General features: G+C 54.5%; 19 protein-coding genes and 1 pseudogene. 8 read left to right on the top strand and 12 right to left on the bottom strand.

Translation table 11 applies throughout. The features are described 5' to 3' along the window. Window positions 1-106: 106 nt before the first annotated feature. On the top strand, window positions 107-2,035 hold the full coding sequence (locus OXR04_RS13310) for a methyl-accepting chemotaxis protein (RefSeq protein WP_267370780.1): 1,929 nt from the start codon (window positions 107-109) through the stop codon (window positions 2,033-2,035). A gap of 836 nt (window positions 2,036-2,871) precedes the next feature. On the opposite strand, the gene OXR04_RS13305 is transcribed toward OXR04_RS13310, so the two are convergent. The 8 genes from OXR04_RS13305 to OXR04_RS13270 all read right to left on the bottom strand — a co-directional run bounded on the left by OXR04_RS13305 (window position 2,872) and on the right by OXR04_RS13270 (window position 9,839). Then, a complete protein-coding gene (locus OXR04_RS13305) occupies window positions 2,872-3,981 on the bottom strand; it encodes an iron-containing alcohol dehydrogenase family protein (RefSeq protein ID WP_267370777.1) in 1,110 nt (369 codons plus the stop codon). 42 nt (window positions 3,982-4,023) lie between these two features. Then, a complete protein-coding gene (locus OXR04_RS13300) occupies window positions 4,024-6,369 on the bottom strand; it encodes a molybdopterin-dependent oxidoreductase (RefSeq protein WP_267370775.1) in 2,346 nt (781 codons plus the stop codon). 44 nt (window positions 6,370-6,413) lie between these two features. Further along, window positions 6,414-6,512, bottom strand: coding sequence for an SDR family oxidoreductase (locus OXR04_RS13295; RefSeq protein ID WP_267370773.1), 99 nt, complete (start codon window positions 6,510-6,512; stop codon window positions 6,414-6,416). Between the two features lie 71 nt (window positions 6,513-6,583). Then, window positions 6,584-6,862, bottom strand: a complete 279-nt coding sequence (locus OXR04_RS13290; protein ID WP_267370770.1) for an SDR family NAD(P)-dependent oxidoreductase — start codon at window positions 6,860-6,862, stop codon at window positions 6,584-6,586. Continuing rightward, a complete protein-coding gene (locus OXR04_RS13285) occupies window positions 6,862-7,326 on the bottom strand; it encodes an S-ribosylhomocysteine lyase (RefSeq protein WP_267370768.1) in 465 nt (154 codons plus the stop codon). The genes OXR04_RS13290 and OXR04_RS13285 overlap by 1 nt, the downstream gene beginning before the upstream one ends. Window positions 7,327-7,343: 17 nt before the next feature. Further along, entirely contained in the window at window positions 7,344-8,012 is a 669-nt protein-coding gene (locus tag OXR04_RS13280; RefSeq protein ID WP_267370765.1) for a methionine ABC transporter permease, read from the bottom strand. Further along, window positions 8,005-9,030: an ATP-binding cassette domain-containing protein gene (locus OXR04_RS13275; RefSeq protein ID WP_267370763.1), complete on the bottom strand. Its 1,026-nt coding sequence runs from the start codon at window positions 9,028-9,030 to the stop codon at window positions 8,005-8,007. The genes OXR04_RS13280 and OXR04_RS13275 overlap by 8 nt, the downstream gene beginning before the upstream one ends. After that, window positions 9,027-9,839: a MetQ/NlpA family ABC transporter substrate-binding protein gene (locus tag OXR04_RS13270; RefSeq protein WP_140923686.1), complete on the bottom strand. Its 813-nt coding sequence runs from the start codon at window positions 9,837-9,839 to the stop codon at window positions 9,027-9,029. The genes OXR04_RS13275 and OXR04_RS13270 overlap by 4 nt, the downstream gene beginning before the upstream one ends. 240 nt (window positions 9,840-10,079) lie before the next feature. On the opposite strand from OXR04_RS13270, the gene OXR04_RS13265 reads away from it, so the two are divergent. Beyond that, complete coding sequence (locus OXR04_RS13265) at window positions 10,080-11,258, top strand: aminotransferase class I/II-fold pyridoxal phosphate-dependent enzyme (protein ID WP_267370760.1); 1,179 nt, start codon at window positions 10,080-10,082, stop codon at window positions 11,256-11,258. Window positions 11,259-11,601: 343 nt separating this feature from the next. Here OXR04_RS13265 and OXR04_RS13260 read toward each other — a convergent pair. Beyond that, window positions 11,602-11,753, bottom strand: a pseudogene (locus OXR04_RS13260) (ASCH domain-containing protein); the annotation flags it as partial. A gap of 65 nt (window positions 11,754-11,818) precedes the next feature. Between OXR04_RS13260 and OXR04_RS13255 the strand changes: the two are divergent. Beyond that, window positions 11,819-12,466, top strand: coding sequence for an Ail/Lom family outer membrane beta-barrel protein (locus OXR04_RS13255; protein ID WP_150029129.1), 648 nt, complete (start codon window positions 11,819-11,821; stop codon window positions 12,464-12,466). Between the two features lie 35 nt (window positions 12,467-12,501). Here the strand turns inward: OXR04_RS13255 and OXR04_RS13250 are convergent, their stop codons facing one another. Then, window positions 12,502-12,927, bottom strand: coding sequence for a tail fiber assembly protein (locus tag OXR04_RS13250; protein ID WP_267370754.1), 426 nt, complete (start codon window positions 12,925-12,927; stop codon window positions 12,502-12,504). Here OXR04_RS13250 and OXR04_RS13245 point away from each other — a divergent pair. The 3 genes from OXR04_RS13245 to map all read left to right on the top strand — a co-directional run bounded on the left by OXR04_RS13245 (window position 12,926) and on the right by map (window position 14,387). After that, window positions 12,926-13,240 (top strand): tyrosine-type recombinase/integrase, encoded by a 315-nt coding sequence (locus tag OXR04_RS13245; RefSeq protein ID WP_346274706.1) that lies wholly within the window; start codon window positions 12,926-12,928, stop codon window positions 13,238-13,240. The two genes, OXR04_RS13250 and OXR04_RS13245, sit on opposite strands and share 2 nt — an antisense overlap. A gap of 119 nt (window positions 13,241-13,359) precedes the next feature. Beyond that, on the top strand, window positions 13,360-13,605 hold the full coding sequence (locus OXR04_RS13240; RefSeq protein ID WP_009092856.1) for a ParD-like family protein: 246 nt from the start codon (window positions 13,360-13,362) through the stop codon (window positions 13,603-13,605). Next, window positions 13,602-14,387 (top strand): type I methionyl aminopeptidase, encoded by a 786-nt coding sequence (gene map, locus OXR04_RS13235; RefSeq protein ID WP_009092855.1) that lies wholly within the window; start codon window positions 13,602-13,604, stop codon window positions 14,385-14,387. The genes OXR04_RS13240 and map overlap by 4 nt, the downstream gene beginning before the upstream one ends. Before the next feature lie 37 nt (window positions 14,388-14,424). On the opposite strand, the gene OXR04_RS13230 is transcribed toward map, so the two are convergent. Both OXR04_RS13230 and OXR04_RS13225 read right to left on the bottom strand, forming a co-directional pair. Beyond that, the gene (locus tag OXR04_RS13230; protein WP_267370752.1) at window positions 14,425-15,516 is read right to left on the bottom strand and encodes a sensor domain-containing diguanylate cyclase; all 1,092 of its coding nucleotides are present in this window, start codon (window positions 15,514-15,516) and stop codon (window positions 14,425-14,427) included. Between the two features lie 174 nt (window positions 15,517-15,690). Continuing rightward, window positions 15,691-15,996 (bottom strand): hypothetical protein, encoded by a 306-nt coding sequence (locus OXR04_RS13225; protein ID WP_009092853.1) that lies wholly within the window; start codon window positions 15,994-15,996, stop codon window positions 15,691-15,693. A gap of 214 nt (window positions 15,997-16,210) precedes the next feature. Between OXR04_RS13225 and OXR04_RS13220 the strand changes: the two genes are divergently transcribed. Next, window positions 16,211-16,435, top strand: coding sequence for a hypothetical protein (locus tag OXR04_RS13220; RefSeq protein WP_009092851.1), 225 nt, complete (start codon window positions 16,211-16,213; stop codon window positions 16,433-16,435). 178 nt (window positions 16,436-16,613) lie between these two features. Next, a complete protein-coding gene (locus OXR04_RS13215; RefSeq protein ID WP_009092850.1) occupies window positions 16,614-17,297 on the top strand; it encodes a hypothetical protein in 684 nt (227 codons plus the stop codon). Window positions 17,298-17,427 lie beyond the last annotated feature (130 nt).

The following is a 17,427-nucleotide window of genomic DNA, read 5'->3' as shown; positions in this document are numbered from 1 at the left end:
ATCCGCAGGCGCCTGCCGATAATCAATAAGGGGTATATCACCAGGTTGCTTTCCAGAGAAAGCTCGTCACATAAAGAAAATAATTTCCTGATAAATAAGGATAAATATGTTTCCTGCACGTATTGCTACAAAAATGACATTGGGTGGCGTCCTGCTGTTAGGCGTGACGACTGCAATTGTCTGTCTTGTACTGTTGTTACGTGGTCAGCCACGCATTATTGAAGCCAGCAATAAATTAATTGAGCAAGCCGGTGGAAACCTGGTCAGCAGGCTGGACCAGCAGCTGGCGGGCATTCAGGGAGAGGCAGTCAGCATGGCGCGTCTGGCAGAGGTGCTGCCCCACGATGTTTCGCTGTGGCAGAACAGTTTTCCGCAAATCATCGACAGTAATGGTAATCATACTATCGCCGGTGGAGGCATCTGGCCTGAGCCGGATGCGTTTGTTGCAGGCACTGCACTGCGCAGCTTCTTCTGGGCGCGTGAAGAGAGTGGCAAACTCGCTTACTCTGACGGATATAATCAGCCTGCTACCGGCGATTATCACAAGGAAAGCTGGTATACACAGGCACGCAATGCACCACGCGATCGCTGTACCTGGTCGGATGTTTATCAGGATCAGGTTTCAGGCGTCAAAATGGTGACCTGCAGCGTACCCTACTATGCCGGTGACCGTTTCGCGGGTGTCGCTACACTGGATGTGATGCTGGATAACCTGGCACAGTTTGTGAAAACTCAGGGTAATGTGACGGGCGGTTATGCCCTTGCGGCAGACAAGACCGGTACGCTGCTCTACTATCCTGGCATGGATACCAAAGTGCTGAATACCTTATCCACTGTTGCTCAGAAAGAGAGCTGGCTGCAGCCCGTTGTGTCAAAATTAAAAAGCCTTGGGCCTGATGCAACCCTGGCCAGAGTCGATCGTATTAATGATGCACAACTGAATCAATCCGCACAGGTTACCCTGTTCCGCATGCCGGGAACTGGCTGGATCATAGGTCTGGTTACGCCGGAGAAAGTGGTCAGTGGCATGGCCCGCACGATCATGTGGGATATTTTCATATTCCTTGTGCCTGCCATGATTATTCTGCTTATTCTCACCTGGTGGTTTACACAACGTATTGGTCAGCGCCTGCGTCATACCTATGATGCTCTGAACGAGATTGCGACAGGAGATGGCGATCTGACGCGCCGTCTTGAGCGTAATGGTCACGACGAACTTGCCGACATTGCCGGAGCCTTCAACATTTTCGTCGATAAGATTGCGGGTGTAATCACGCGTGTTCAAGGCAGCAGCGAAACGGTAGCGCTCAATGCATCGGGGCTGGCTCAGAGCAATCAGTCATTTTCAGACAAGATTGCGGAGCAGGCCGCTGCGCTTGAGCAGAGTGCTGCTGCGATGGAACAACTTAACGCAACAGTACAGCAGAACGCTGAAAACACCCGGCTGGCAGATACGGTCGCGGAAAAAACTTCGCAGATTGCACAGACCAGTTCAGGAACAATGGAGGAAATGGTGCACACTATGGCAGCCATTCAGAACTCCTCACAACGCGTCGCTGAAATCCTGGGACTGATTGACAGCATTGCCTTCCAGACCAATATACTGGCGCTGAATGCGGCAGTAGAAGCGGCGCGCGCCGGTGAGCAGGGGAAAGGGTTTGCCGTTGTCGCAGCAGAAGTCCGTGCGCTGGCGCAGCGTAGCGCAAACGCAGCACAGGAAATCAAACTCCTCATATCCGATTCCGACAGCACGGTCATTGCTGGCAGCAAGCTGGTGAAAGGTGCTGGTGAGCAACTGAAACAACTGGTTAACGACGTACATCGCGTCAGACAGGTTGTTGGGGAGATGCGGGTCGCCGGTGATGAGCAGAGCAAAGGCATTTCTGAAATGACGCTGGCGGTTACACAGATGGAGCGCGGTATTCAGCAAAACCTGTCACTGATCAACCAGACTGCAGAAAACACTCAGGTTCTGCGTGACGAGGCAGCACAGCTCGCACAGGAAATATCCGTATTCAAAGTGGTTAACGGATAGTGCAAATCAGGATTGGCAGCGATGAGCCCGTAAACTGATCCAGCATTACTGCCCGGGCCAGCTATCTGGCACCGGGCGATTCACTAACCTGCAAGCATGGCTGCCGCTGAAAGCAATGTGTTCCGGTTGCACGCAGCGATCTCACACTCCCTCAGAAGCACCTCGCTTCACGTGGCGATACATAACTACTGGTATGATGTCTCTGTAATTACGGACATTTTCCTGCGCGCATAAATTTACCCTTGCAACCCATGCCATAACAGATATGCTATATACGAAACATATTTGTCCTAAAGCCAACGATTAGTTAAGCTATTTCAACGAGATACGCGTACATTGCCCGCTCATTGTTGATAGCAATGCTTACCAATGCATCCCTTTATAATCAGAGAGTTAGCATTTTTCCCGACTCTGTTCGGACAGGTTTCGGATTAAAATGTTTTTGCCTGAAGCCTCTTTACTCCTCACCGACTCTCGCGATCTGCCTTGTATCATCAGGTTAAATCCTTTTATTCCCGGAATATCTTTCAGACTCGTTTATAGCGTGGAGACAATTTTTCGCGCTTCATCCGCCATGAGCTGTCGCTCGCTCACTGCCCCGCAAACCAGACCTTGCCTTTCCCTGAGCGATTAATGCTTTCAGTGCCGCCATCAAAGCATCTGAGTTTGCATGGGGCTGCTGCTGCCTGAACTGGGCAAGCCGCCCTACATTATTTTTGCTTGAGCATCTGGTAGCTTTTCGACTGCGCTTGTGGTTCATTTCAGCAGATAAGCCTACCCGTACATCATCACGCCTTCGAAGACTGTGCAGGAAATGGCAGATGCCTCACTTAAGTCTATTCTGCGAAGTCCTTTGCCTCAGTTGCCAGCAGCGCCCGATGCAGCGTTCCAACGGTGACGGCAAACGGCAGGCCGTTCAGGCTTTTCTGAGGGAAGCGGATATCGGCGGCAATCTGAGCAATGCGCGCCTCTCTGTCCCCCTCTAGCGCGGGCAGCCGAAGCGGGCTGCGGTAGATTTTTAGTAGGTTGAGCAGCTGCGCATTCGGCTGACCGTACTCCACCAGAGATTGAAGTAACAGGCTGAATCCGACTTTTTCGCCGTGCAGCCAGTCCTGCAGCTCCGGCTGATGAGTCAACGTATCGTGGATCACGTGCGCCAGCCCCGGCGTATCCAGTTCACCGCGCACGCTGTTGGCTAATCCGGCCAGCACGATATTGGCCTCAATCACCCTTTCCAGTGCCGGCGTCACCTGCTGCTTCTCATTTGCCACGATCGCCTTTTCGCCCCAGTGCAGGAGTGTATCGTAGGCCTGCCTGGCCGCCGACACTTTTACCTCCAGCGCCAGATGGTGCGGGTTATGCCGCTGCCAGGGATCAAATTCCACCCATTTCGCCAGCGCATCGACGATGCCGGAGCGCAAATAGCGCACGTCGGCGCGGGTGATGATTTCACTGTCGACCAGAATCAGTGCAGGCATGGCGTTCAATGCCAGGCTGTCGAGATGGCCGCCTTCTTCATTGTAGATAATCGCCAGCGGCGACCAGGCGGCGCAGGTTGCCGCCAGCGTCGGTAGCACAATAAGCTGGCGATCGCCCAGCGCATCGTTAACGGCTTTCGCGGTATCCAGCACGCGCCCGCCACCGATGGCCAGAATGCCTTCCGCGCCCTGCTTCAGCAGGTTATGGCGAAATCGGGCGATGGTCGCATCGGTACATTCGCCGGTTAAATACTCCACCTGCCAGCACACACCTTCCCGGTTCAGGCTCTCCTCCAGCGCCGGGTTCACCGCCTGCCAGGCCTGTGGCGACGTGAGAATGCGCAGATGATCGACCAGCGGACGGATGCGTTCACCGACCTGGTGGACAAGTCCCGCCTGCTGGATGTAGTTGCCCGGTGACTTGATTGCGAACTGCGCGGACGGTGATAGCGGTTGAACTGTACTCATGGCATCCTCCGATGACAACAAAATCTGTGACGGGCTACGTGACTACGGTTCCTGTATTGTCTCGCTGGTCCAGACCACAAACGTCGGCGGCAGCCAGGCCGTCACCTCCGGCAGCGGTTCGTTAAAGAGGACAATTTCCACGAAGCAGGTTTGTGCCGTACTGCCCTGGCCGAGCCGTGAACTGCCTATGTCGGTGGTTAACACGTTCGGGTTGCCGTGTTTATCCAGTGAGCGGTTTTCCTGTGCATTCAGCGGATCGTACCAGGCACCGGTGGAGATCTGCACCACACCGGGCCGGATATCCTCGGTGAGATGTACCCCAGCCAGCAGCGCGCCGCGATCGTTAAACACTTTCACGATATCGCGCTCGCCGATGCCGCGCGCGGCAGCGTCCTCCGGATGCATCCACAGCGGCTCGCGACCGTTAATTTTGGTCTGCTGGCTGACCGAACCGTGGTCGTACTGGCTGTGCAGCCGCGTGCGCGGCTGGCTAGACAACAGATGCAGCGGCCAGCGCTGGCGCAGTGCCTGTTGGGCATTTTGCTCATCTGTGTACCAGTAGGCGTAGCCCGGCGCTTCGCGGTAGCCAAAGGCTGCCACCGCCGCAGAAAAGAGCTCGATTTTACCCGACGGCGTAGACAGCGGCGCGGCCTCGGGATCGTCCCGGAAGGCCTTCAGAAGGATCTGCGGCACGTCTGGTACAGCGTATTCCAGCTTGCCCTGCCCCCAGAAGTCCTCGAAGTCTGGCAACTGAATGCCGTCCTCTGCGGCCCGCGGACGGGAATCCTGATAAATCTTTTCCAGCCAGCCGCGCGCGCTGTACCCTTCGGTAAACTGCTCGGCAAAATCCAGCTTTTCGGCCAGCGCGCTGAAGATGGCATAATCATCCCGCGCTTCCCCCTGCGGCGGCAGATGCTGGCGCATGGCGATCATAAAGCCGTCGTTGCTGGCGCTTCCGATATCTTCTCGCTCCAGTGACGTCGTAGCGGGCAGCACGATATCAGCGAATTTGGCCTGCGCGGTCCAGTACTGTTCATGGACGATTACCGTTTCCGGCCGCCGCCAACCATCGATCAGCCGGTTGAGATCCTGATGATGGTGGAAGCTGTTGCCGCCCGCCCAGTAAACGAGGCGGATATCGGGATAGGTTAGGGTCTGGCCATCGAATTCGTAGCTTTCTCCGGGATGCAGCAACATATCGGTGATACGCGCCACCGGTATACGCGTACTGACCGCGTTGCGGCCTGCTGGCATACGCGGACCGGAGAAGCGCCGCCGTTCGGCACCAGCCAGATTCGTCGAGGCATAGCCAAAACCGATGCCGCCGCCGGGGGTGCCAATTTGTCCTAGCAGCGCGGTGACCGCCACCAGCGCCCAGTAGGCCTGCTCACCCTGACGTGCACGCTGAACCGACCACGCCATATTGATCATCGTTTTCTTCTGCGCCATCTGTCGCGCCAGCTGGCGGATGGTATCCGCCGGCAGCCCGGTGATGGTCGCCGCCCACTCAGGCGTTTTTGCCTCGCCGTCATCCTCGCCCTGCAGGTAAGCAGCAAAGCGATCATAGCCAACCGTACAGCGGGAGATAAAATCATGATTAATAAGCAGCTCGGCAATCAGCACCTGACACACCGCCAGCAGCAGCGCGGTATCACTACCGGGCTGGATCGCCAGCCATTCTGCATCGTGGACAGCGGCCAGATCGTTGCGCACCGGGCTAACGTTAATAAAACGGCAGCCGTTGGCACGCAGGGTTTGCAGCCAGTAGTCCAGGGCATGATCGTTGGCTCCGCCACCATTAACCTGGGCATTACGCAGCGGCAGGCCGCCGATGGCAACGAACAGTTCACAGTGTGCAGCCAATACCGGCCAGTGGGTGTGCTGACGCTGAAGATCGTCGAGATCGCCGAGAATATGCGGCAAAACGCGTTCTCCGGCGGCGATACTGTAGGTATTGGTACTGGCGGTATAGCCGCCAAACAGATTGAGGAAGCGATGCAGCTGGCTTTGCGCATGATGGAAGCGCCCGGCGCTCGACCAGCCGTAGGAACCGCCATAGATCGCCTGATTACTGTGGGTATCTTTTACCCGCCGCAACTCACCGGCCACCAGCGACAGCGCCTGCTCCCAACTCACTTCCACAAAGGGTTCTTTACCACGTCCCTCACGGTTGGCAGGCTTGCCCTGCAGGTAGCCGAGCCTCACCGCCGGCCGCCGTACGCGGCTGTTGCCCTGCACCGCACCCGGCATCGAGAAGCCAATCTTCGACGGATTGCGGTCCCACTCAACGGGCTCGACGGCAGTCAGTACTCCGTTATCAGTGGTCACCCGATAGGTGCCCCAGTGGGTCACGGTCAGTCGTTTATCGGCTTCGGCCTGCTGGCTCATGGTGCGCTCCGGGATGTTAATGCATGGTCATACCGCCAGTGACGTTAATCGACCTGGCCGGCCATATAAGAGGACAGCGGACTGGCGAGAAACAGCACCACGCTGGCAACGTCTTCAGGCTGTGCGGTGCGCCCCAGCGGCACCTGCGAGCAGTCTTCAGCATAGGTAGTTAGTTAAACGAGTACCGCATGCCTTGAGGCGAAATACTGCCCAATCAGGCGATAGCTATTTTCCCCGCCTGCGAGGCGATATTGATAATACGTCCATAGCGCCGGGGCTTCATCACTGCAATCAACTCGCCTGCCTGTTCAGGCCGGGAGATATCAAAGGGCAGCCACAGCCAGCGATCGCCGGTTTCACTCGCGGTGATGGCGATGTCGCCTACCACCACGCAGGCGCCAGCCTGATGCAGCAGTTCGGCGATCGACCGTCCGATCCCCTGCAGTCCGCCGGTGACCACCGCCGTCTGCCCCCGAAGATCGATAGAAACCATTAAACCACCTGGCGGGAAAAGGCGTCGGTGCTGATCCCGGCCGCCAATATCTGGCGCGCATACTCTTTCGCCGAGAACAGCGAGTGGTCGCGATAGTTACCGCACTCCAGTGGCGTAACCGCCGGGACGTCGGTGGCATCAACGACACGCTCCAGCACGCGGGTCAGCGCGGTAGCGATGGTTTTTGGGTCGCGATTATCCCACAGGATTAAATAGAAGCCGGTGCGGCAACCCATCGGGGAAATATCGATCACGCCCTCCAGCTCTTCACGCAGGCCGAAGGCCAGCAGGTGCTCCAGCGTATGCATTGCAGCTGTCGGGATAGCATCCACGTTCGGCTGCAGCAGGCGCAGGTCGTATTTTTCCACCACGCTTCCCAGCACGTGTTTTTCATTGCCGGCCACCCGCACATACGGGGCGATGACTTTGTTATGGTCGAGCGTAAAGCTCTCTACTACTGGCATACTGTTTCTCCTTACCATTATTCGCGACGTATCCGTCGCGCCAGACGCGTGCCGAAGGTCTGTAAAAGCTGCACGATTACGATCAGCACCAGCGCGGTGGTGAGCGTGGCGAAGGCATCAAAGCGCTGATATCCGTAGGTAATGGCCAGATCGCCGATGCCGCCGCCACCGACGGTACCGGCCATCGCGGTGGCACCCAGTAGGCCGATCGTGGCGGTGGTGAGTGCCAGGATCAGCGATGATGCGGCTTCCGGCAGCATAAAGTACCAGATGGTTTGGATGGTACTGGCCCCCATGGCGTTGGCGGATTCAAGAATGCCGTCATCTACCTCCAGCAGAGAACTTTCCACCAGCCGGGCAATATAGGGAGCGATAAACACTACCAGCGGCACAATCGCGCCGGCGGTGCCGATGGTAGTGCCAACCAGCCAGCGGGTGACCGGAAGAATGCTGATTAGCAGGATGATAAACGGCAGGGAACGCAGGATATTGACCACGGGATTGAGGAGCTGGTGCAGCGCCGCGTTGGGCAAAATGCCACCGGGGCGGCACAGTACCAGCACAATGCCAAGTGGGATACCAAGGAGCGCACCGAATCCCAGCGAGACGCTGACCATAATCAGCGTGTCGTACAGCGCCAGCAGAAACTGATCGCCGGTCGCGGCGGTATCAATAAATTCAAACATCGCTGATTTTCACTCCTGCGTCATGGAGGTAGCGGATTGCCGCATCAATGTCCGCCGTTTCCCCGCCGATCTGCACGATCATAAAACCGAGAATGGTGTTCTGAATTTCTGACATGCTGGCAAACAGGATATTGACCTCCACCGGATACTCGCGGATCAGCCGGTTAACGATCGGCTGCTGCGCGGTCTGACCGACGAATTCCAGCCGCAGTGCCCGGCTCTGGCTTTGCTGCCTGATGCGCGCCACGGTCTGTTCCGGCAGGCGATCATGGATCACCGACTGTACAAAGCTGGCGGTGACCTCCTCCTTAGGCTGGCCAAACAGATCCAGTACGCTGCCCTGTTCAACTACCCGCCCCTGTGCCATCACCGCGACCTTGTGGCAGATTTTCTGTACCACGGACATTTCGTGGGTAATTAGCACAATGGTGATGCCGTAGCGGCGGTTGATTTCCTGCAGCAGCAGCAGGATCTGCACGGTGGTGTGCGGGTCCAGGGCCGAAGTCGCTTCATCACACAGCAGAATTGACGGATTGGTGGCCAGCGCGCGTGCAATCCCCACGCGCTGTTTTTGCCCACCGGAAAGCTCATCGGGATAACTTTCTGCTTTATCACTGAGGTTCACGAAAGCCAGGAGCTCGTTCACCCGCTCACGAATAAAGGCTTTATCGCGCCCCTGTAAGATCAGCGGTATCGCCACGTTGTGAAATACCGTGCGCGAGTTCAGCAGGTTAAAGTGCTGAAAGATCATTCCAATATCTTTCTTTAATGGGTTCAGCTGTTTCTTACTGATGCCCTGCAGCGACAGATTGTTAATCAGCACATCGCCCTGAGTAGGCGCTTCCAGATGGTTTATTAAGCGCAGCAGCGTACTTTTTCCCGCGCCGCTGGTACCGATTACGCCAAAGATATCACCCTGATTAATCGTCAGATTGACGTTATCCAGCGCAAGGAAGCTTTCTCCCTTGCGGGTAAACGTTTTGCTGACCGCGTTAAAGCGGATAACCGGCTGGCTCATTTGAAATAGCTGGGCTGCAGGTAGCCGTCGTACTGCGAATGGCTGGTGATATAGGTTTTAAACTCGGCGGAGTGGTAGCCTGCTACGATATCTTTAGCGAACTGCGCGTCTTCATTTTTCCCGGCTACCGTGACCACATTGATAAACTGGCTGGTTGGCGTTTCCAGTTTCAGCGCCGAGCTTAATTTCATTCCGCTGGAGACAGCAAAGTTCCCCTGAATAAGGCCGAAATCAACGTCCGGCAATGCGCGAACCTGCTGGGCGTTATCCATTTCTTTCAGCACGATTTTGTAGGGATTTTCGATGATCGCTTTCTGTGAGAAGGTCGCCGGGTCGATATCGGCCTTGAGCTTAACCCAGCCGAGGCTTTGCAGCACCAGCAGGGCGCGGTATTCGTTAGGTGCCTGGTTCGGGACTGAAATCACCGTGCCCGGCTTTGGGGTGTTCAGCGTGTTGAGCTTGCCGGCATAGAGGCCCATTGGTGGGGTTGGCACCTGCACAATGCCGACGTTATCGATCCCCAGACGTTCGTTGACGGATTTTAAGTAAACCGGGTGCTGCATAATATTGGCTTCAATATTACCCCGCGCCACCGCATCATTAACCTGAATACCGTCGCTGAAATCTTTATACTCGACTTTATATCCCTTCTTGATCAAAAAGGGCGCAACGCCTTTCTGAAACTGTTCTTTATAAGGGCCGGGATTAAAACCCAAACGAATTAATTTATCATCGGCATGCGCTGTCGAAATAACTGCAGCAGAAGACAATAAGGCAACAACAATTCCGCTAATCAATGACCTGCGCATAGAAACATTCTCTCCGGTAACGTGTTGAATACAAAAATAATTGATTCCAATATACTCAGGATTTTGCAGCAAAAGTGAATTCCGCTCAATATCTTTATTGTGCTAACCTTAACCGTTTTTTGTTATTGCGATTTATTAATATCCTTATTAATTTTAATATTTTTCTTGTCGGATAATTTCATTTTATGAAATGACGGGCTATGCCATAGTCCAGCTATTATTTTTTTATCGGGATGTGTTATGCCGGTATTTTCTGCTTCACCCCTGCTTGATCAGTTAGAAGAGAATCTGTTTAGTGCGCTGGAAAAGATGGCGGCACAGATCGATACCTCACAGCGCCCGCTGATTGACCTGTCTTCCGGCAGTCCGCGCCAGCCTACGCCGGCAGCAGTGGTCGCCACGCTGCAATCCGCCGCTGCGCAGCCAGAAAACCACGATTATCCATCGTTCTGGGGCAAGCCCGCGCTGCGCCAGGCGATAGCGCGTTTTTATCAACGTCAGTACGGCACAGAGCTGGACCCGGATAGCGAAATTGCCGTTTTCCACGGCTCGCATATCGGCGTGACCGGCCTGCCGCGTGCGCTGCTCGCGCCCGGTCAGTATATGATTTCGACCGATCCGTGCTACCCCATTTACCGTTCGGCCGCCGCGCAGGCGCAGGCAAAGTTCTACGGTATTCCGCTGCACGCATCAAACCAGTTTCTGCCGGACTTTACCGAGGTGCCGAAAGCTGTCACTCAGCATGCCGGGCTGCTGATGCTGAACTATCCTCACAATCCCACCGGGGCGGTGGCCACCCCGCAGTTGTTTGACGATGCGCTGGCGTTCGTGCAGCGGCTGAACATTCCGCTTCTGCACGATTTCGCCTACTCGGCGATTGGCCGCCATCCGCAGGACGCGCCGCCGAGCCTGCTGTCGCAGCCGGAGGCTAAAGAGTGGAGCGTTGAGATCTATACGATGTCGAAAACCTTCCTGATGGCAGGCTGGCGCTTCGGCTTCGCCGTCGGCAATGCCTCGGTGATTAGCGCATTTAAAAAGCTGCACACCCACAGCTACAGCACAGTGTTTGGGGCGGTGCAGGATGCGGCAATTACCGCGCTGGGTCTGCCGGAGAGCGCGGTTGCGGAGTTTGCCTCACTTTACCACCATCGTCGCGAGCGGGTTATCCGCGCGCTGGAAGCGATGCGCTGGCCGGTGGATGCCCGCCAGGGCACCTTCTTCCTCTGGCTACCGGTTCCAGCGGGATACAGCTCGCAGCTGTTCACCGAGCACCTGCTGCACGAGGCGCAGGTTCTGGTTGCTCCAGGGCACGGTTTTGGCGCTGGCGGCGAAGGGTTTATACGCCTGAGCCTGACCGCCAGCGACGAGGCACTGGATGAGTCGCTGAAGCGGATTGCGGCACTGAAACTCTTCAGTTGAACCCGACACTTTTTAGCAGGTGCGCACAGGAGCCTACAACCTGCAAGCAGCAGCCTGACGTGTAGTAGTCTGCATCATCGCTTCAGCATAAAACTCACCGGCTTAATAGCTGCGCGGAATAGTAGATCACTTCGAGGGAACTCACAGAGACCGGGTCTCTCAGGCCTGGTTTTTGATGCTCCTAAATGGCCCAGCGCACCCGATGGTTATGTCAGCTTTTCGCTCATAGCGGGCCTTGAGAGCCGTCTGTCCGCCTTGTGCCAGAAGCGGACATTGTAATAAATCATAAGGTATGAAATGCCAGAATACCCGTTCAATCTTACAACGACTCAATCACCTCAAATTATTTTGCGATAATTTCCATATTGCCAGAAAAATGTTCTGCACTGAGAAAAACCACTTATGCTCTTTCTGCCAGTATTCGAGACTTATATCGCCCTCGCCTTCTTTGCGGGCAAACCCCTCAGTAACATCACAAAAACGGACCAGTTTCATTAAAACTGTCTGTTTTCACTTTTCTGAACTTCACACTGGATATAAATGGGTCTCCCTCAACGGGTATGCATGCCGAAATCAGCATCCCATGTTTAAAAGGAGTTCAGATGTTGTTCAGAAAATCATTATCAGGTCTCGCGATCGCTGTGATTACGTGCTCCGCCACGATGGCGTACGGGTCACAGGAAAGGCCGACCATGTCTTTAGGTTATGAACAGGGGCATATCAGAGATTTTGGAGATGTCAGAGGCGGGAACTTCAGGTTTCAGTATGAGAATGCGAAACCCTGGGGTGTGATGGGGTCGCTGACCGCGATGAAGAATAGCTGGCAGGATGAACTCTCCTCATGCAGACAGGCTGATAAAACCTGCAGAGAGAGTTACCGAAAAAAACATAACCTTGATAGCAAGGCTGAATATTACTCCGTAATGGCAGGGCCAACCTACCGGCTATCTGAGAATTTAAGCGTATTTGCTCTTGGGGGTATTTCTCATTCGAGAGTCGAATTCCCTGCCCGAAGCGTCAAGCCTGTTTCTGCTTCTGACAACACGCACGGTCAGTCATCCAGTCAGTATGCATACAGCACCGGTATTACGCTTAATCCTGCTGATAATCTGGCGCTGACTGCAGGCTATGAAGGCTCGCGCGCCAGTTTTGATGATAAAAAACACCCGGTCAAAAGCGGTTTTATGGATGTTGGTTATCGCTTCTGAGTTTTTGTTTTATGGTCCACAGGATGTGGGCCATTTTATGCCTTGCCCGGCGCACGGGGCCAGTCAACCTTATCCTTACTGTTTATTTCCATCCTGTAGACATCCGCTAAATATTTTTTCCAGTCAGCGAGTTTTCCTTTTTCCTCATTACTCAGTCCATAAACGTCCTGAACAATTGTCAGCATGCGTATTTCTTCGACCGCCTTTTCCAGCAGGTCACTCTTTAATGCAAATCGCCGGTCTGCCTCCCTTTTTTCCCGATCAGAAATATCAACCCATTCAGGCATGCCGTTTTTTCCTGCACCTCGTGTTTTGCCTTCCGGTGGCTGACTGACAAACCGACGCCAGAGGTCTTCCGTAACGGGAATAATATCATCCTGCCAGGTGCCACCTGCCCTGTAAGCCTCTTCATCATCCAGCAAAAAAAATGCATTCACTTTTGCACTGTAACCAAACCGCATGATTAATATCCCATTGCCAGCCAGTAAAATGATGGTTCACCCTTTTATCTATTCTGCTGCACGACGGCATGGACGCAGACCCGGCCCGGTTCGTCCGGAAAACCTGACGCAGGCATTTACGCGCACGCGGGCCCGCTGCGGTCTGGACACATTACCAAACCCGCCAACCTTTCACGAGATCCGCAGCCTGTCCGGAAGATTATATGAGGCACATTACGGTCAGGCATTTACACAGCGGCTGCTGGGCCACAGGAATCTGACCATGACTCAGAAGTACCTGGATTCCCGTGGCGATGCGTACGTACTGGTATGATGTATCTGTAATTTCGGACAAATTTCGGACATTTTCGGTCGGGCTGAAATTTGCCTTTTCAACTCATGAGGTTAAGGATATGCTATATACGAAACATATACGTTTTATATAGGATTAGCATGGGTATCGTTAAAATCTCGGATTTGATGCATGAGAATCTGCGCATCGCCAGTCAGGCGATGAGCCGCTCCATCAATGCACAGGCTGAACACTGGCTTAAAATCGGCATGCTGGCGGAACTCTATCCCCAGCAGACCCAACACCAACTGGCGCAGATGCTGATCCGGCTGGAGGTGGAAGGCCGCACCGATATCCGGAATATGCTTCCTGAAGAGATCCTCGCCACACAAGGAGATGTGTCATGAACAGCGTTAAAATTCATACCGCAGCAGAAATCGAGATGGCCCGGGCAGCGGGACAGGCTGCCGCGCAGGTGCTGGCCATGATCACGCCACACGTCCGGCCTGGCATCACCACCGAAGAGCTGGATGATATCTGTCACGACTTTATTGTGAACGAACTGAAGGTGACGCCAGCCAACATCGGCTATCAAGGCTATACCCGCACTACCTGCACCTCGGTCAATCATGTGGTCTGCCACGGTATCCCGGCCGGGAAAAAGCTCAAGGATGGCGATATCGTTAATATCGATGTAGCGGTCATCAAGGATGGCTGGTACGGCGACACCAGCCGCATGTACTTCGTCGGCACGCCATCAGTCCGGGCGAAACGGCTGGTTGAGATCACCTATCAGTCGCTGGTGGCCGGGATCAAAACGGTCCGTCCGGGCGCAACGCTGGGCGATATCGGCGCCGCAATACAGCGTGTGGCAGAAGCGGCCGGTTTCTCCGTGGTGCGTGAATATTGCGGTCACGGGGTGGGTGAGATTTACCACACCGAACCGCAGGTGCTGCACTACGGCACACCGGGCCAGGGAATGCCACTCAAGGCGGGCATGATCTTCACCATCGAACCGATGATCAATGCCGGTAAAGCGGGCACCAGCGTGCTGTCTGATGGCTGGACGGTGGTGACGAAAGATCGTTCACTCTCGGCGCAGTGGGAGCACACGGTCGCCGTGACGGAAAGCGGCTTCGATCTGCTGACGCCCTGGCCGGAAGGCACCGGTGACTACCCGGCAATTTAATCCAGTGGCCTGAGAGTGTCTCAGGCTCTGGACTTTTTCAGTCGCGCACTTCACTGAGTGTGTTGAGGGAGGAAGCCCGCCAGACATGCACACCATTGCGTCCGGCGCGCTTCACCTGATAAAGCGCCTCATCAGCGCGTCGCAGCCATTCATGAATCGAAGCCGCTTCGCGCGCTGAAGCAATCCCGATACTCACCGAACTCTGAAAAGTGGACGAAGCAGGCAACCGCAGCAAGGTAATGCCTTCCTGGATCTTCTTAGCCAGTCGCAGAATGCTGGCTTCATCGGCCTCACGCACAATGACGCACAGCTCATCCCCGCCAAATCGGGCGGGAATATCTTTCAGACCGACGCTGTTGCGTAACAGTGCCGAAATCTCTGTCAGCAGAAAGTCGCCCGCCTCATGGCCAAACGTGTCATTAACCTGTTTGAAGTGATCCACATCCAGCAGCATGAGCCAGGCGTTGCCCTCGCCTCGCTGAGTGCGCAGAAATTCGCTTTCCAGTCGCTGCTCAAACAGACGACGGTTCGGGATTTTCAGGCCGGGATCCATCAGCGCGATGCGCTCCAGCTCGCGATTCTTTTTACGCAGGCTCAGCGTCAGATTGTGCGAAACCACACTGAGCGCCAGCAGATAAACGCTGGCCAGAGGCAGAGTCAGCCAGGCGGTACGGGTAGAGAAGTTCAGCATGATCGGTGCACCCGCGACGGACCATACCAGCACAAAGGTGAGCAAAAAGGCCTGCAGCGCAGATTTCAGCTGTACCCAGCCGCCCGCAGAATAGCGGTCAGAAATCAGTACGGCCATGATAACCAGTGAGGGGAAAGGACTCAGCGCCATCATCCCCACCCAGACGCCGCCAAAAGCCGCATCCAGCGTCAGACTCTTGCGTTCAAATCCTGTGGGGTCGCGCGATCGTAAAGCCAGCCTGTAGGCAGCATAGGGCCAGACAAACGCGTTGACGAACAGCAGCAGGCAGAGTTCCGCGCATTTCCCCCGCTCCATCAGCACTGACAGGATGGGCAAAAAGCAGAGCAGCGTACCGAGCTGACGCATCATAAACATACGGCGCACGAATCGGCTGGCGCGCCGCCTCAGTTGAGCATCGTCAGGTGTGTAATAGTTCATATGCAGACTGAAGCAGCGAAAGGTTACGTCAGTTTATCCAAACTGGTGAATAAAAGTAATATGTTTGCAGAATATTCTTATTGCCGGATTAAGAATGATCGACTACGCATTAAAAGCCGGTATTGTTCGGCTGACAGATGACTGCTGTCGCCTGTCAGCGCGATGGGGAAGTTTTTATCTGCGGCCCTTAGCAACCGAGGCGGACCAGCTGAAGTCGCTGACTTCACTGGCTGTCAGTGAGGAGGGTTTCTTTTTGCGGAGGGGTTTTTTCGCCTTCAGCGCCTGCGCTTTCTCTTTTTCCTGCTTTGCCGTCATAACGATCCGACGCGCTTCACTGCTGAATTCTTTTTCCTTTTTACTATCCGGCTCTTTACCGGTGCGCTGACGATACTTTTCCATCAGCCCTTTAACGGTCTGTTCGACGGCCAGTCGTTCATCAGCGTTGAACTGATCAATGGAAATCATCTTCTTGTCGTTCATAGCAGTCTGTCTCGTGGCGAAGGGTGAGATGAGTGTACCGCATTTACGGTTTATTAAGTCAGAAACCGCCTCTGTCCCGCATCTTCTTCACTTTGCAGCGCATTCGTCCCGCTTCATCGGATGGCCATGCGAAAAACAGGGTTGTCTCTTAATATAAAACTAATGTTTATCAGGTTTACTGGCAGTGACCACGTACTGCCGGGAGGCTAACGGAATGACTAAAGAGACCGATCGCCTGTCACAGGCCCTGTTACGGCGGCATGGCATTGGCGTCAGACAGAAACGCATCCACTTTCGGGGACGCGATCTGCTGTTTCAGCTGCGCAATGCCCGTTATGATGTTTTCAACGGTGACCGCTGCATTGCGACCGTGGAAACCAACAATATTCATGACGCCATCAAGCAGTTTAAGGCGCTCGACACACCTGTGGAGAAATAGTCATGCCCGATTACTGCGTGCTTCAGAAAAGCCGTGAAATCCTGGCCGTTAATCTCACCCATAAGGACAAGCGGGAGAAGGTATATTTCCCATTAATGCGGGCTTAAAAGGCAAAGTGACTGTTAATTCATGTCGTGCCGATTAGAATAAAGGAAATTTCTCCGCACACAGGTTTCTGATGAAAATCACTATTCAGAAAGAAGATGCGCTGTTTATGCATAACTTCTTTGCTGCGCCCTGCGACACGCTCGACACAGATTCACCTCAGGCACGACAGATTCAGCAATCGCTTCAGCTGGCTATCCAGCAAAAAGAGGCAGAGGTCGACGGTGACTGGAAACGCACTCTGACGTTTATGCTGCTGTTCCTGTTTTTATATGCTGCGCTCGGTGCCTCGCTGACGCTGGATCTCAGCACCACCACCGGCCATAAGAGCATCGAATATGCGCTGGAGGCGATTCCGGTGCTGATCGCCTTCTCCGGTTTTTTTGTCTCTATTCTCTATCTGTTCCTGACACGCGCCAGCGCGCGTAAACAGCGCAACTGGGAAAATGCCATCCTGGTGCTGGAAAAATATTCCATTGGCAATCTGTTTAAAGCTACCCATACCCAGGGGGGCGGCACCAGTAACTACTCCGTGCCCAATCTCTACATTTCTCTCGCGCTGTTTATCTGCCTGACCTGGCTGGTCACCTATAACTATCTGACCTTCACCACCAGCGGCGTCTTCGGCAGTGTGATTTCGCTGTTCATCAGCACCATGGTCTATGTGATTCTGGATATACAGCTGCTCAAACCTTTCACTCATGCTGCAGAGAAAGAGGAAGCGGCGAAGGATAAAGCGGATGACGCGCAGGCGTAACTAAAACGCCAGAATCGAGAGGATACCCGGCCCGCAAGCCGGGTATTTTTTTGCTGCAACAGGCCCGGTCTGGCTGCTCAGCCCTTTCGCACCCGGCTATCTGAAACCTGATTCAGCAACGTAACAGTAT

Source organism: Pantoea sp. GM_Pan_3 (assembly GCF_026541045.1).
GTDB lineage: Bacteria > Pseudomonadota > Gammaproteobacteria > Enterobacterales > Enterobacteriaceae > Pantoea > Pantoea anthophila.
Note: the sequence above shows the minus strand (reverse complement) of the source record. Positions and strands in the feature narration are given on the sequence as shown.